Raw genomic sequence first — 12,375 nt, forward strand, 5'->3', positions numbered from 1 at the left:
AGGACGCCGCCGAACAAACTTTGAGGGAAACCCCCGCACCGTTGGTGCGGGGGTTTTCTGCGTTATGGGCTCTCCTTGTACCTGAGCCCTGTGCCGGTGCCTTGGAAGAGTTCGCTTCGCTTTTTAGAGGCGGCCCGCTGCTTTCAGTGTCAGGTAGGCGTCTGCCAGGGCCGCCGGCAGATCCTGGGGCATGGCGTCGACGATCGTGACGCCGTGACGGCGGAGTTGTTCCGCGGTGCGATGGCGTTCCGTCTGGGCCTGGGCGGCGGCTGCGGCTTCGTAGACCCCGGCTGTGGTGCCGCGAGCGGTGGCCATGCGGGCGATGTGGGGATCGGCCACCGAGGCGATCAGTACGGAGTGGCGTTGGGTGAGTTGTGGGAGGACAGGGAGGAGACCTTCCTCGACGGGGGCTGGGTCGAGGGTGGTCAGCAGGACGATCAACGAGCGGCGTCGGGCCGTACGGAGGGCTGTGGCGGTGAGGCCGCGGGCGTCTGTTTCGATCAGTTCCGGTTCGAGGGAGGCCATGGCGTCGACCAGGGCGGGGAGGACGTCGCGGGCTGTGCGGCCCTGGACCAGAGCGCGGACTCGGCGGTCGTAGGCGAGGAGGTCGACTCGGTCGCCGGCGCGGGAGGCCAGGGCGGCCAGGAGGAGTGCCGCGTCCATGGCGGCGTCGAGGCGGGGCGTGTCGCCGACGCGGGCGGCGGCGGTGCGGCCCGTGTCGAGGACCAGGAGGATGTGGCGGTCGCGTTCCGGGCGCCAGGTGCGCACGGCGACCGCGGAATGGCGGGCTGTGGCGCGCCAGTCGATGGAACGCGTGTCGTCGCCGGGGACGTACTCGCGGAGGCTGTCGAACTCTGTGCCTTCGCCGCGAGTCAGGGCGCTGGTGCGGCCGTCGAGTTCGCGGAGGCGGGCGAGCTTCGCGGGCAGGTGCTTCCGGCTGGTGAAGGGGGGCAGGGAGCGCACTGTCCAGGAGACCTTGTGGGTTCCTTGGCGGGCGACGAGGCGGAGGGGGCCGTAGGAGCGGATGGTGACGCGGTCGGCTCGGTGGTCACCGCGGCGGGTGGGGCGCAGGTGGGTGGTGATGCGGCGGCGTTCGCCGGGCGGGATGGTGATGTGGTGTCGGGAGGCGGTGATCTCCGTGCCGGGCTGCCAGCTGCTGGGCGGCCAGGCGTCGCGGAGGTGGGCGCGCAGGGGGCGGCTGGAAGGGTTGCTGACGGTGAGGGTGATGTCCGCGGTGTCGCCGAGGCGTACGGAGGTGTCGCCGGAGCGGGTCAGGCCGAGGCGGCGGACGGGGGCTGCGAGGGCGGCGTCGCAGGCGCAGGCGAGGGCCAGGGGAGTGTTGACGGCGAGGAGGCCCGTCCAGCTGGGGTCCCAGATGCCTACGGGGAGGGAGCCGAGGGCCGCGAGGAGGGCGGCGCGTCCGGTGACGGCGATCATCGGGGGACCGGGACGTGGGTGAGGATCGCGTTGATGACGGCGTCGGCCGTCACGCCCTCCATTTCGGCCTCCGGGCGGAGTTGGACGCGGTGGCGGAGGGTGGGGAGAGCGAGGGCCTTGACGTCGTCGGGGGTGACGTAGTCGCGGCCGGTCAGCCATGCCCACGCGCGTGAGGTGGCCAGAAGGGCCGTCGCGCCTCGTGGGGAGACGCCCAGGGTGAGGGAGGGCGAGGTGCGGGTGGCGCGGCACAGGTCGACGACGTAGGCCGTGATGTCCGGGGAGATCGCCGTTTTGGTGACAGCGGCGCGGGCTGCTTCGAGGTCGGCGGGGCCGGCCACGGGGCGCACGCCGGCGGCTCGCAGGTCGCGTGGGTCGAAGCCTTCGGCGTGTCGGGTGAGGACGTCGATCTCGTCCTGGCGGGAGGGCAGGGGCACGGTGAGTTTGAGGAGGAAGCGGTCGAGCTGGGCTTCGGGCAGTGGGTAGGTGCCCTCGTATTCGACGGGGTTCTGGGTCGCGGCGACGAGGAACGGTTCGGGGAGGGGGCGGGGGGTGCCGTCGACGGTGACCTGGCGTTCCTCCATGGCTTCGAGGAGGGAGGACTGGGTCTTGGGCGGGGTGCGGTTGATCTCGTCGGCGAGGAGGAGGTTGGTGAAGACCGGGCCGGGCTGGAAGGAGAACTCGGCGGTGCGGGTGTCGTAGACGAGGGAGCCGGTGACGTCGCTCGGCATGAGGTCGGGGGTGAACTGGACGCGTTTGGTGTCGAGTTCGAGTGCGGAGGCGAGGGCGCGGACGAGCAGGGTCTTGGCGACTCCGGGGACGCCTTCGAGGAGGACGTGTCCGCGGCACAGGAGGGCGACGACGAGTCCGGTGACGGCGGGGTCCTGGCCGACCACGGCCTTGGCGATCTCGGCGCGCAGGGCTTCCAGGGTGGCTCGGGCGTCGCCCGGGTCCCCGGTGTTCCCGGCGTTGTCAGTGGTCGGGTCCATCATGGACGGCGTACCTCTCTTTCGAGGGCGTCGAGTCGGTCGGCGAGGGCGATCAGTGCTGTGTCGTCGCCGGGTGGTGGGCCGAAGAGGAGGGTGTGCAGGGGCTGGCCGTCGCCGTCGAGGTGGGCGGACAGGGCGGGGATGAGGGCCTCGGGCGTGTGTGCCTGGGGGACGGGGATGCCTACGAGAGGGGCGAGGCGGGTGCGGGTGGTGGAGCGAAGAGCGGCGGCCGCGCGGTCACGGGCGTCGGCCTTGCGGTAGAGGCGGGCGCGGCCTTCGACGGTTTCGGAGGCGCGGATCGCCACGGGGAGTTCTTCGGGCACGAGGGGGCCCATGCGGCGTGCGCGCCACAGGGCGGCGAGGGCTGCCGCGACGAAGAGTTGCAGCGTGCCCCAGAGCCAGCCGGAGGGGAGCAGGTCGAGAAGGCTTTTCTCGTCGTCCGGCTCGGTGGCGGAGGTGTCGGAGAGGGAGGGGAGGTACCAGACCAGATGGGGGCGGGAGCCGAGGAGCTGGAGGGCGAGCGAGGCGTTGCCCTGCTTGTCGAGGCGGTCGTTGTAGAGGATGTCGGGTGCGCCGAGGACGACGGTGTCGCCGTTTCCGGAGGTGTGCGGGACGCGCAGCAGGGTGGCGAGGCGTCTGCTGGGGTAGCACTCGTCGGTGTCGAGACGGGCGGTGGAGTAGCGGATGCCGCCGGTCTCGGCGGTGCCGGCGCGTTGTGCGGCGGGCAGTGCGCAGTCGGGGGCGAGCGCGGTGCCGCGGCTGGTGGCGGGGTCGGTGGTGACGCCGGGGACGAGAGTCGTGATGGAGGGGCTGCCGGGGGCGACGAGGACGGTACGGCCTCCGGAGCCGCTGGTCGCCGTGTACAGCGCTGTCTGCTGCCGCTTCGTCAGGAGGTCGGGGGTGGCGACCAGGAGGGTGGTGTCGGGGGCGGTGGCGGCGCGGGCTGCGGCCAGGGTGGTGACGACGCGGGTGGAGACGCCGCGGTCGGCGAGGAGTTCGGCCAGGGCGCGGCTGCCGTAGGGGTCGGCGGAGCGCGGGTCGAGTTCGCCGTGCCGGATGTCGGCGCGGAGCGTGGCGAGGGCCAGGGCGGCTGCCAGGAGGAGGGCGACGGCGAGGGCGATGCCTCGGGTGCGGGCCCACAGTTGGCGGGCGGTGGGGGAGGTGGAGGTGGGCGGGAGCGTGGCCTCGGTGGTCATTCCGTGGCTCCCTGGCGGGTGGTGGTGGCCGCGTTGGGGGTGCTGCTGTGGGTGAGGTGGGGTTTGGTGCGGGTCAGGTCGTGGTCGAGGTCGGTGATGCGCTGGTATGCCTGCTCGGTCGCTGTGCGGCCGCCGTATGTGACGTCGTCGAAGGTGCGGGCCGCGGCGTGCAGCCGGTCGGTGTGGGCGGGCAGGGTGCGGCCGGCTTCCGTGGCGGCCTCGTCGGCCGTGCGTCCGGGCTGGGTGTCGAGGAGGGCCCGCTCCTCCAGGGCGCGCACGATGGCACGCATGCGTTCCTGGACGGCCTGGGTCCAGTGGCTCTGGGCGGCGTGCGCCTCGGCGGCGGCGCGGTGGTCGGCGGCGCTGCGGGGCCGGTCGTCGAACAGGGCGGCGGAGGTGGGTCGGCGGCGGGGGGTGCCCAAGCGCCACCACAGGGCGCCGACGGCGGCGGCGACGGCCAGTGCGATGACGAGCAGGCCGAGCGTGCCACCCGGGGCGGCGGTCGAGGCGGTGTCCAGGAGACTGCCGATCCAGTCCCAGAGAGTGTTCAGGGCGCGTTCGAACAGGTTCGGGTCGTTCTCGTGGTACGGCTGCTTCGACAGTTCCCGGCGGGCCGCCTCGCGGGCGGGGTCGCGCGGGATGGTCAGCGGAGGTTCGCCGTCCGAGGCTGCCCAGGTCCGTGCCGGGCCGTTGTCCGGGCGGAGCAGGCTGTGCAGGGGCCGGTCGGCGGCACCCGGCAGTGGTGCCGGGGCCGCTTCGTCCGGGCCGGGTGGCGGCGGTGCGGGTGTGCGGCCCGGGAGCGGTCGTGCTCGTACCGCTGTGAGGAGGACTCCGCCCGCCGGGCTCACCGCGTCAACTTCCTGGAGTCGTGCCGGACGTGGGGGTTGCGTAGCCCTTGATGCCGGCGGCGCGGGCCAGGTCGATGTCGAGGGCTTCACGGCGGATGCGCTGGTCGATGTAGAGCAGGACGCCGACGCCCGCCGTGATCGGGAAGGTGATCATGGAGCCGATCACCGAGCCGATCCCGCTGATGATCAGGTACGTCCAGCCGGAGCTGGTGCGGCCTTCGGCGAAGGCGCTGAGGCCGCCGTCGCTCAGGCCGGCACCGAGGAGGGCGAAGGGGAGGGCGACGACCATGGCGACGATGTTCGCGATGATCAGGGAGAGCACCTGGATGCCGAAGATCCGCCACCAGGAGCCCTTCACCAGCTTCGCCGAGCGGCTCAGCGCCTTCTTGATGCCCTGCTTCTCCAGCATGAGCGCGGGCGAGGCGAGGGAGAGGCGGATCAGCAGCCACACCGCGACGACGATGCCGGCCAGGGCGCCCAGGGCCGAGAGGGCGTCGCCCTCGGCGTCCGCTCCGGCCGAGCTCACCAGGTAGCCCGGCAGGACGCCCGCGACGCCGACGCCGGCCGCGATGAGCAGCATCAGGAAGATCAGGCCGAACAGCCTGGGCACCTGGGGGCGGGCGTCGCGCCAGGCCTCGCCGGTGGTGACGGACTTGCCGAGCACCGCGCGGCTGGTGACGGTCGTCAGGAGCGCTGTCGCGGCGATCGTGCCGACCAGGGCGACCAGGAAGACGACACCGGAGTTGCGCATGAGGTCGCCCATGGCGCGGGTCTGCTCGTCGACGGTGGCGTCCGGGTCGGTGAGGACGGCCGTGCTGGCGGTGGTGTCGTCCAGGACCAGGCCCTGGAGGAGGGCGACGATGACCTGGATGACGACGGCCACGGTCAGGGAGATGCCCAGCACCGTGCGCCAGTGGGCGCGCAGCGTGGAGACGGCGCCGTCCAGGATCTCACCCACGCCCAGCGGGCGCAGCGGGATCACGCCGGGCTTGACCGCGGGCGGGGGGCCGCCCCAGCCGGCTCCCCAGCCGCCGGGAGCGCCGTACCCGCCGGGGCCTGTGGGCGCGCCGCCGTGGCCGCCGTGGGGAGCGTTGCCGGGGGCGCCGGGCGGGCGGGTGCCCCAACCCGGGTAGGGCGCCGGTGGCGGAGGGGTCTGGCCGGGGCTCTGCGGGCCTGTCGGCGCGGACCACTGGCCGGGTGGCGGCTGCTGTGCGGACCACTTCGTGCCGGGGCTCTGCGGTGCCGCGCCCGGCTGGTCGTCGGGCTGCGCGCCGTCAGGACGGTCGGCGGGCTCGGCAGGGCCGGACGTCCCCGGCTCCTGCCCTTCGGACGGGGCGGATCCGGGCGAGGCCCAGCCCGGAGTGTCTTTCATCGTCGCTCCTTCACGGTGCCCGTCCGCGGTCGCGGCGGCAGCTTGAACGTCATCGTGCCATGGGGTGGTCACCGGGTGACCGGCCGCGGTAGGGGCTGCACACCTTCAATTGTCCGCCGCAGAAGGGGCAGACTGGCGGCATGGCTGATCAGTACGCGCAATCCGGCGAGGACAAGCCGCCCACCGAGATACCGGCGATCCGCTGGGAGGAACCACCCGAAGGCCCCGTACTGGTGCTCCTCGACCAGACGAGGCTGCCGGCCGAGGAGGTCGAACTGGTCTGTACCGACGCGTCCACGCTGGTGGAGGCGATCCGCTCGCTCGCCGTGCGCGGGGCGCCGCTGCTCGGCATCGCCGGGGCATACGGCGTCGCGCTCGCCGCCGCGCGCGGTTTCGACGTGGACGAGGCCGCGGCCTCGATCGAGGGCGCCCGGCCCACCGCGGTGAACCTGTCCGTCGGCGTATGCCGCGCCCGGTCCGCGTACCGGGAGCAGCTCGCCAAGGGCGGGGACCCCGAGCAGGGCGCCCGGGCCGCGCTGGCCGCCGCGCGACGACTGCACGAGGAGGACGCCGAGGCCAGCGCCCGCATGGCGCAGCACGGGCTGGCGCTCCTCGAGGAACTCGTGCCCGGCGGCGGGCACCGGATCCTCACCCACTGCAACACCGGCTCGCTGGTGTCGGGCGGTGAGGGAACGGCGTTCGCGGTCGCTCTCGCGGCGCACCGCGCGGGACGGCTCCGGCGGCTGTGGGTCGACGAAACACGGCCGCTGCTGCAGGGCGCTCGGCTGACGGCGTACGAAGCGGCCCGCAGCGGCATGGCGTACACCCTGCTCACGGACAACGCGGCGGGTTCGCTGTTCGCGGCCGGGGAGGTGGACGCGGTGCTGATCGGGGCGGACCGCATCGCGGCCGACGGGTCGGTGGCGAACAAGGTCGGCAGCTATCCGCTCGCGGTGCTCGCGCGATACCACCATGTGCCGTTCATCGTGGTAGCGCCCGTGACGACGGTGGATCCGAGGACACCGGACGGGGCGTCGATCGAGGTCGAGCAGCGCGCCGCCTTCGAGGTGACGGAGTTCATGGCACCGCAGGTGCCGGTCACCGGAGCGGGCGGCGGGATTCCGGTGGCACCGCTGGGGACCCAGGCGTACAACCCGGCGTTCGACGTGACGCCACCCGAGCTGGTGACGGCGATCGTCACGGAGGAAGGCGCCGCCTCGCCCGTGACGGCGGAGGCTCTCAGGGAGCTGTGTGCCAGATCGAGCCAGGCAGTGGCCGGGTGAACCGCACCGTGCTGCGGTGAGCAGGAACCGGTCGGCCTCATCGATCCACTGAGGCCGGCCGGGGCCGGGGCGGGCGACCGCATCCGGGAACAGCACGAGATGACATCCGTTGCCGACAGCGGTGTCGGGCGGACGGGGCAGACAGTGACGGTTCACTACGACTATGGTCACGGGCCAGTGACCCTGCTCACCAGCGCCACTGTCACTGTTATGAGAATGGGATGATGTCGTTTATGAAGGGACGAGTCCTTGTCGTCGACGACGACACCGCACTGGCCGAGATGCTCGGCATCGTGCTGCGTGGTGAAGGTTTTGAGCCGTCTTTCGTAGCCGACGGCGACAAGGCGCTGGCCGCATTCCGTGAGGCGAAACCCGACCTGGTCCTGCTGGACCTGATGCTGCCCGGGCGGGACGGCATCGAGGTGTGCCGTCTGATCAGGGCGGAATCCGGAGTGCCGATCGTGATGCTCACGGCCAAGAGCGACACCGTCGACGTCGTCGTGGGCCTGGAGTCCGGCGCCGACGACTACATCGTGAAGCCGTTCAAGCCGAAGGAACTGGTCGCCCGGATCCGGGCACGGCTGCGGAGGTCGGAGGAACCGGCGCCCGAGCAGCTCGCCATCGGTGACCTCGTCATCGACGTGGCCGGCCACTCCGTGAAGCGGGACGGGCAGTCGATCGCGCTGACGCCGCTGGAGTTCGACCTGCTGGTGGCGCTGGCACGCAAGCCGTGGCAGGTGTTCACCCGCGAAGTGCTCCTCGAACAGGTGTGGGGCTACCGGCACGCCGCCGACACCCGCCTGGTCAACGTCCATGTACAGCGGCTGCGCTCCAAGGTCGAGAAGGACCCCGAGCGGCCGGAGATCGTGGTGACCGTCCGTGGTGTGGGCTACAAGGCAGGACCCAGCTGACATGTCCGGTGGCAGTGCCGCTTCGGCACCCGGCCGGTCCGGGGCCCGTCCGGAGCGGGCTGCCGGCCCGACGACCAAGGGATCGCGCATCGGGCGTCTCCTCGAGGGCGGACTGCTTCATGGCGGGTTGCGCAACAGCCCCGTCCTGCGGCTGCTGCTGCGCTGGGTGCGGCGACCGCTGCTGCCCGTCATGCGGCTGTGGCGGCGCAACATCCAGCTCAAGGTCGTCGTCACCACCCTGCTGATGTCCCTCGGCGTCGTCCTGCTGCTCGGGTTCGTCGTCATCGGGCAGGTCCGCAACGGGCTGCTCGACGCCAAGGTCAAGGCCTCCCAGAGCCAGGCCACCGGCGGATTCGCCGTGGCCAAGCAGCAAGCCGACGAAGCGGCCGGCGCCGCGGCCGGCGACGGCAACCCGGCCGACGGGGGCAACCCGCAGAACGTCATCCAGTGGATGAGCGAGCTCGTGTCGTCGCTCTCCAGCGGCGGCCAGGGCGCCTTCGACGTCGTCACCCTCCCCCCGGGCGACGACAGCGGCGGCGGACGCGGACCACGCGCCTCCGGCGGCGTCGAACCCAACAAGAGCGTCCCCGCGGACCTGCGCGCACGCATCAACAGCACCGCCGGCGCCGCCCAGAGCTACACCCGCATCATCTACAAGACCGACGGCAAGGAATCCCAGCCGGCACTCGTCATCGGCAAACAGGTCAACGACCCCAACGGCGACCCCTACGAGCTGTACTACCTCTTCCCGCTCACCCAGGAGGAGAAGTCCCTCAGCCTCGTCAAGGGCACCCTCGCGACCGCCGGACTCTTCGTCGTCGTCCTCCTCGGCGCCATCGCCTGGCTCGTCGTACGCCAGGTCGTCACACCCGTACGCATGGCCGCGGGCATCGCCGAGCGGCTCTCCGCCGGACGCCTCCAGGAACGTATGAAGGTCACCGGCGAGGACGACATCGCCCGGCTCGGCGAAGCCTTCAACAAGATGGCGCAGAACCTCCAGCTGAAGATCCAGCAGCTGGAGAACCTGTCACGGATGCAACGGCGATTCGTGTCCGACGTGTCGCACGAGCTGCGCACACCGCTGACGACCGTGCGGATGGCCGCCGACGTCATCCACGAGGCCCGCGAGGACTTCGACCCCGTCACCGCCCGGTCGGCGGAACTCCTCGCCGACCAGCTCGACCGCTTCGAATCGCTGCTCGCCGACCTGCTGGAGATCAGCCGCTTCGACGCCGGCGCCGCCGCCCTGGAGGCCGAGCCCATCGACCTGCGGGAAGTCGTCCGCCGCGTCGTCACCGGCGCCGAGCCGCTCGCCGACCGCAAAGGCACGACCATACGCGTCATCGGCGACCAACAGCCCGTCGTCGCCGAAGCCGACGCCCGGCGCGTCGAACGCGTCCTGCGCAACCTCGTCGTCAACGCCGTGGAACACGGCGAGGGCAAGGACGTCATCGTCAAACTCGCCGCGGCCGGTGGCGCGGTCGCGGTCGCGGTACGCGACTACGGCGTCGGACTCAAACCCGGCGAGGCCACCCGCGTCTTCAGCCGCTTCTGGCGTGCCGACCCGGCACGCGCGCGTACCACCGGCGGCACCGGGCTGGGCCTGTCCATCGCCCTCGAGGACGCCCGGCTGCACGGCGGCTGGCTCCAGGCCTGGGGCGAACCGGGCGGCGGCTCACAGTTCCGCCTGACCCTGCCCAGGACCGCCGACGAGCCCCTGCGCGGCTCGCCGATACCCCTGGAGCCCAAGGACTCCCACCGCAACCGGGGACTCGACGAGACCGGCCGGCCCCGCGCCGGCGGTGAGAAGAGCGCCACGGTGCCCGTGCAGCAGAGCACGCAGCAAGGGTCACCCGCACGGGTCCCGCTCGCGCCCCGGCTCGCCGGCGTCGCCCCCACGGCCGACCCCACAGCCCTGCCCGGCAACGGCGCACGCGTGGTGTCCAGGACCGCCACCGGCACCCGGCGACACGACGACCCGCCCACCGACAGCACATCACAAGGCGACTACGGCACACCGGACCAGGCCGGCACCGCCACCGAGCGCACGGACGAAGGGGAGACATCTCGTGGGCGCTGACCGCGAGGGAAGCGGCCGGCGCACGCCGGCGCGCGCGGTGGCGTACGCCGCCAGCGGCGTCGTACTGCTCGCCGGATGCGCCTCCATGCCCGACCACGGGGACCTGCGCGGCGTGGAATCCACCCCCCGCCAGGAGACACAGGTACGCGTCTTCGCCATGCCGCCCCGCGAGGACGCACAGCCCCCCGAGATCGTCCAGGGCTTCCTCGAGGCCCTCACCAGCGACGACCCCCGCTACTCGACGGCCCGGCAGTACCTGACCACCAAGGCCGCACAGAAATGGGAACCCGAACGGGCCACGACCGTCCTCGCCGACGGGCCCGAAACCGTGGCCGATCCCTCGGGCGGCCGAGCAGACGGCGACGACTTCTCGTTCACCCTCACCGGCACCAAGGTCGCCACCATCGACGCCCAGCAGTCGTACGCCCCCGCCGCCGGCACATACAGCCAGACCGTGCACCTCACCCGCGACGAGAAGACCGGACAGTGGCGCATCGACGCCCTGCCCCAAGGCGTCGTCATGGGCAAGTCGGACTTCCAACGCAACTACATGTCCGTCAACAAGTACTACTTCGCCTCGGACACCACCTCCGCCGGCTCCGGACAGCCCATGGCCGTCGCCGACCCCGTCTACGTCCGCGAACGCGTCGACCCCATGACCCAGATGGTGCGCTCCCTGCTCAGCGGACCCACCAGCTGGCTGCGGCCCGTCGTCCGGTCCAGCTTCCCCACCGGCACCGCACTGCCGAAGAACGTCAACGCACTGGCGCCCGACGACCAGAACAAACTCACCGTGCCGCTCAACGACAAGGCCGCCCGCATCGGACACGGCAAGTGCGACGAGATGGCCGCGCAACTGCTGTTCACCCTCCAGAGCCTCACCCCCACCGTCGACGAGATCGCCCTGCGCGCCGACGGCAAGGAACTCTGCTCCCTCACCGAGGAACGCGCCACCGCCGTCGCCGAACGCGGCGCGGAGACCCGCCCCGAATACCTCTACTTCATCGACAACCGCCACCGCCTCCTGCGTACACCGAACAACGGCAGCCACAGCGCCTCGGCCGAACCGGTACCCGGAGCACTCGGAGACGGCAGCAAAGCACTGCGCTCCGTCGCCGTCGACCGCGACGAGCACGACGCGGCCGGCATAGCCCTCGACGGCAAGGCCCTCTACGTCACCTCCACCACCCTCAGCAGCACCATCGACGCCCCCGTCCTGCAGAGCAAGGGCAGAACGGAGACCGACCGGCTCACCACGCCCACCTGGGACGCCCAGGGCGACCTGTGGGTCGCCGACCGCGACCCCGCCGACCCACGGCTGCTCCTGCTGGAGAAGGGCGGCGGCCAGCCGCTGACCGTGCTCACCCCGCAGCTCGACGGACGGATCAACGCCGTACGCGTCGCCGCCGACGGTGTGCGGATCGCGCTCGTCGTGGACAAGAACGGCAAACAGTCCCTGCTCATCGGGCGGATCGAACGCGAGAAGAACGGCACCCAGACCACGGTCTCCGTCCAGGAACTGCGCTCCGCCACACCCGACCTGGAACAGGTCACCGCCATGTCATGGGCCGGGGACAGCCGCCTCGTCGTCGTCGGACGCGAGGACGGCGGAGTCGAACAGGTGCAGTACGTGCAGTGCGACGGCTCGATCCCCGAGACCGGGCCCCTGCCCGGCCTCACCGAAGTGACGAGCATCGCCGCCTCCGAGGACAGCGACGCCCCCCTCTTCGCGACCTCCAAGGACGGGCTGCTGTGGCTGCCCGGCGGGAGCGGATGGCGGACGTTGAAGGAGACCGCCTCGGTCGCTTTCTACCCCGGGTGAGCTGCTCTTCTCGGCAGGCGTGAGCAGCCGTTCCAGGTAATCCGATCTTGGGCTTGTGGGATTTACGACGCGCTTTCCACAGGGTGGCCGAAGGCGTTTTCCACAGCGGTGGCCGACCCCCGCCGACCTCGGCACAGTAGAGCGCATGGAACGCGCTCGGCGATGGTGGCAAGAGCTCGCCGGCCTCGTACTGCCGGCCGAATGCGCAGGCTGCGGACAGGCCCGCACGGTGCTCTGCCCGCCATGCCGCGCCGCCCTCGGCGGAAGCACGCCCCGCCGCGTACGGCCGGTACCCGAGCCACCCGGGCTGCCCGCCGTGCACGCGGCAGCCCGGTACGCCGACGAGGTGCGGGCGATGCTGCTCGCACACAAGGAACGGGGTGGGCTGGGGCTGGCGGGGGTGTTGGGGGTGGCGTTGGCGGGGGCTGTGGGGGAGGGGC

At 72.0% G+C, this 12,375-nt stretch carries 9 protein-coding genes and 1 pseudogene; 5 read left to right on the forward strand and 5 right to left on the reverse strand.

All coding sequences use genetic code 11. The features are described 5' to 3' along the window. Positions 1-123: 123 nt before the first annotated feature. The 5 genes from ALMP_RS16420 to ALMP_RS16440 form a co-directional block, all read right to left on the reverse strand. On the reverse strand, positions 124-1,434 hold the full coding sequence (locus tag ALMP_RS16420) for a DUF58 domain-containing protein (protein ID WP_264928683.1): 1,311 nt from the start codon (positions 1,432-1,434) through the stop codon (positions 124-126). Further along, positions 1,434-2,423 carry a MoxR family ATPase gene (locus ALMP_RS16425; protein ID WP_264928685.1) on the reverse strand — a complete coding sequence of 330 codons (990 nt, stop codon included), beginning with the start codon at positions 2,421-2,423 and terminating at the stop codon, positions 1,434-1,436. Before ALMP_RS16425 ends, ALMP_RS16420 begins: the two co-directional genes overlap by 1 nt. Further along, positions 2,423-3,619 (reverse strand): DUF4350 domain-containing protein, encoded by a 1,197-nt coding sequence (locus ALMP_RS16430; protein ID WP_264928668.1) that lies wholly within the window; start codon positions 3,617-3,619, stop codon positions 2,423-2,425. Before ALMP_RS16430 ends, ALMP_RS16425 begins: the two co-directional genes overlap by 1 nt. Then, positions 3,616-4,326 carry a DUF4129 domain-containing protein gene (locus ALMP_RS16435; protein ID WP_375803496.1) on the reverse strand — a complete coding sequence of 237 codons (711 nt, stop codon included), beginning with the start codon at positions 4,324-4,326 and terminating at the stop codon, positions 3,616-3,618. The genes ALMP_RS16430 and ALMP_RS16435 overlap by 4 nt, the downstream gene beginning before the upstream one ends. 145 nt (positions 4,327-4,471) lie before the next feature. Then, positions 4,472-5,839: a glycerophosphoryl diester phosphodiesterase membrane domain-containing protein gene (locus ALMP_RS16440; RefSeq protein ID WP_264928669.1), complete on the reverse strand. Its 1,368-nt coding sequence runs from the start codon at positions 5,837-5,839 to the stop codon at positions 4,472-4,474. A 140-nt stretch (positions 5,840-5,979) separates the two neighbouring features. Here ALMP_RS16440 and mtnA point away from each other — a divergent pair, with 140 nt between their 5' ends. The 5 genes and pseudogenes from mtnA to ALMP_RS16465 all read left to right on the forward strand — a co-directional run. After that, on the forward strand, positions 5,980-7,122 hold the full coding sequence (gene mtnA, locus ALMP_RS16445; RefSeq protein ID WP_264928671.1) for an S-methyl-5-thioribose-1-phosphate isomerase: 1,143 nt from the start codon (positions 5,980-5,982) through the stop codon (positions 7,120-7,122). Positions 7,123-7,343: 221 nt separating this feature from the next. Next, entirely contained in the window at positions 7,344-8,033 is a 690-nt protein-coding gene (mtrA, locus tag ALMP_RS16450) for a two-component system response regulator MtrA (protein WP_187283109.1), read from the forward strand. Position 8,034: 1 nt separating this feature from the next. Then, positions 8,035-10,113 (forward strand): MtrAB system histidine kinase MtrB, encoded by a 2,079-nt coding sequence (mtrB, locus tag ALMP_RS16455; protein WP_264928679.1) that lies wholly within the window; start codon positions 8,035-8,037, stop codon positions 10,111-10,113. After that, a complete protein-coding gene (locus ALMP_RS16460; RefSeq protein ID WP_264928681.1) occupies positions 10,103-11,935 on the forward strand; it encodes an LpqB family beta-propeller domain-containing protein in 1,833 nt (610 codons plus the stop codon). The genes mtrB and ALMP_RS16460 overlap by 11 nt, the downstream gene beginning before the upstream one ends. A 145-nt stretch (positions 11,936-12,080) precedes the next feature. Beyond that, positions 12,081-12,375: pseudogene (locus tag ALMP_RS16465) on the forward strand (ComF family protein); the annotation flags it as partial.

The organism is Streptomyces sp. A012304 (assembly GCF_026008495.1).
In the GTDB taxonomy this organism is placed as follows: domain Bacteria; phylum Actinomycetota; class Actinomycetes; order Streptomycetales; family Streptomycetaceae; genus Streptomyces.

Bases quoted from the DNA above. Each gene is read 5' to 3' on its own strand.
- ALMP_RS16425 (WP_264928685.1), bottom strand. From the start codon at position 2,423: ATGGACCCGACCACTGACAACGCCGGGAACACCGGGGACCCGGGCGAC.
- ALMP_RS16430 (WP_264928668.1), bottom strand. From the start codon at position 3,619: ATGACCACCGAGGCCACGCTCCCGCCCACCTCCACCTCCCCCACCGCC.
- ALMP_RS16440 (WP_264928669.1), bottom strand. From the start codon at position 5,839: ATGAAAGACACTCCGGGCTGGGCCTCGCCCGGATCCGCCCCGTCCGAA.
- mtnA (WP_264928671.1), top strand. From the start codon at position 5,980: ATGGCTGATCAGTACGCGCAATCCGGCGAGGACAAGCCGCCCACCGAG.
- mtrA (WP_187283109.1), top strand. From the start codon at position 7,344: ATGATGTCGTTTATGAAGGGACGAGTCCTTGTCGTCGACGACGACACC.
- mtrB (WP_264928679.1), top strand. From the start codon at position 8,035: ATGTCCGGTGGCAGTGCCGCTTCGGCACCCGGCCGGTCCGGGGCCCGT.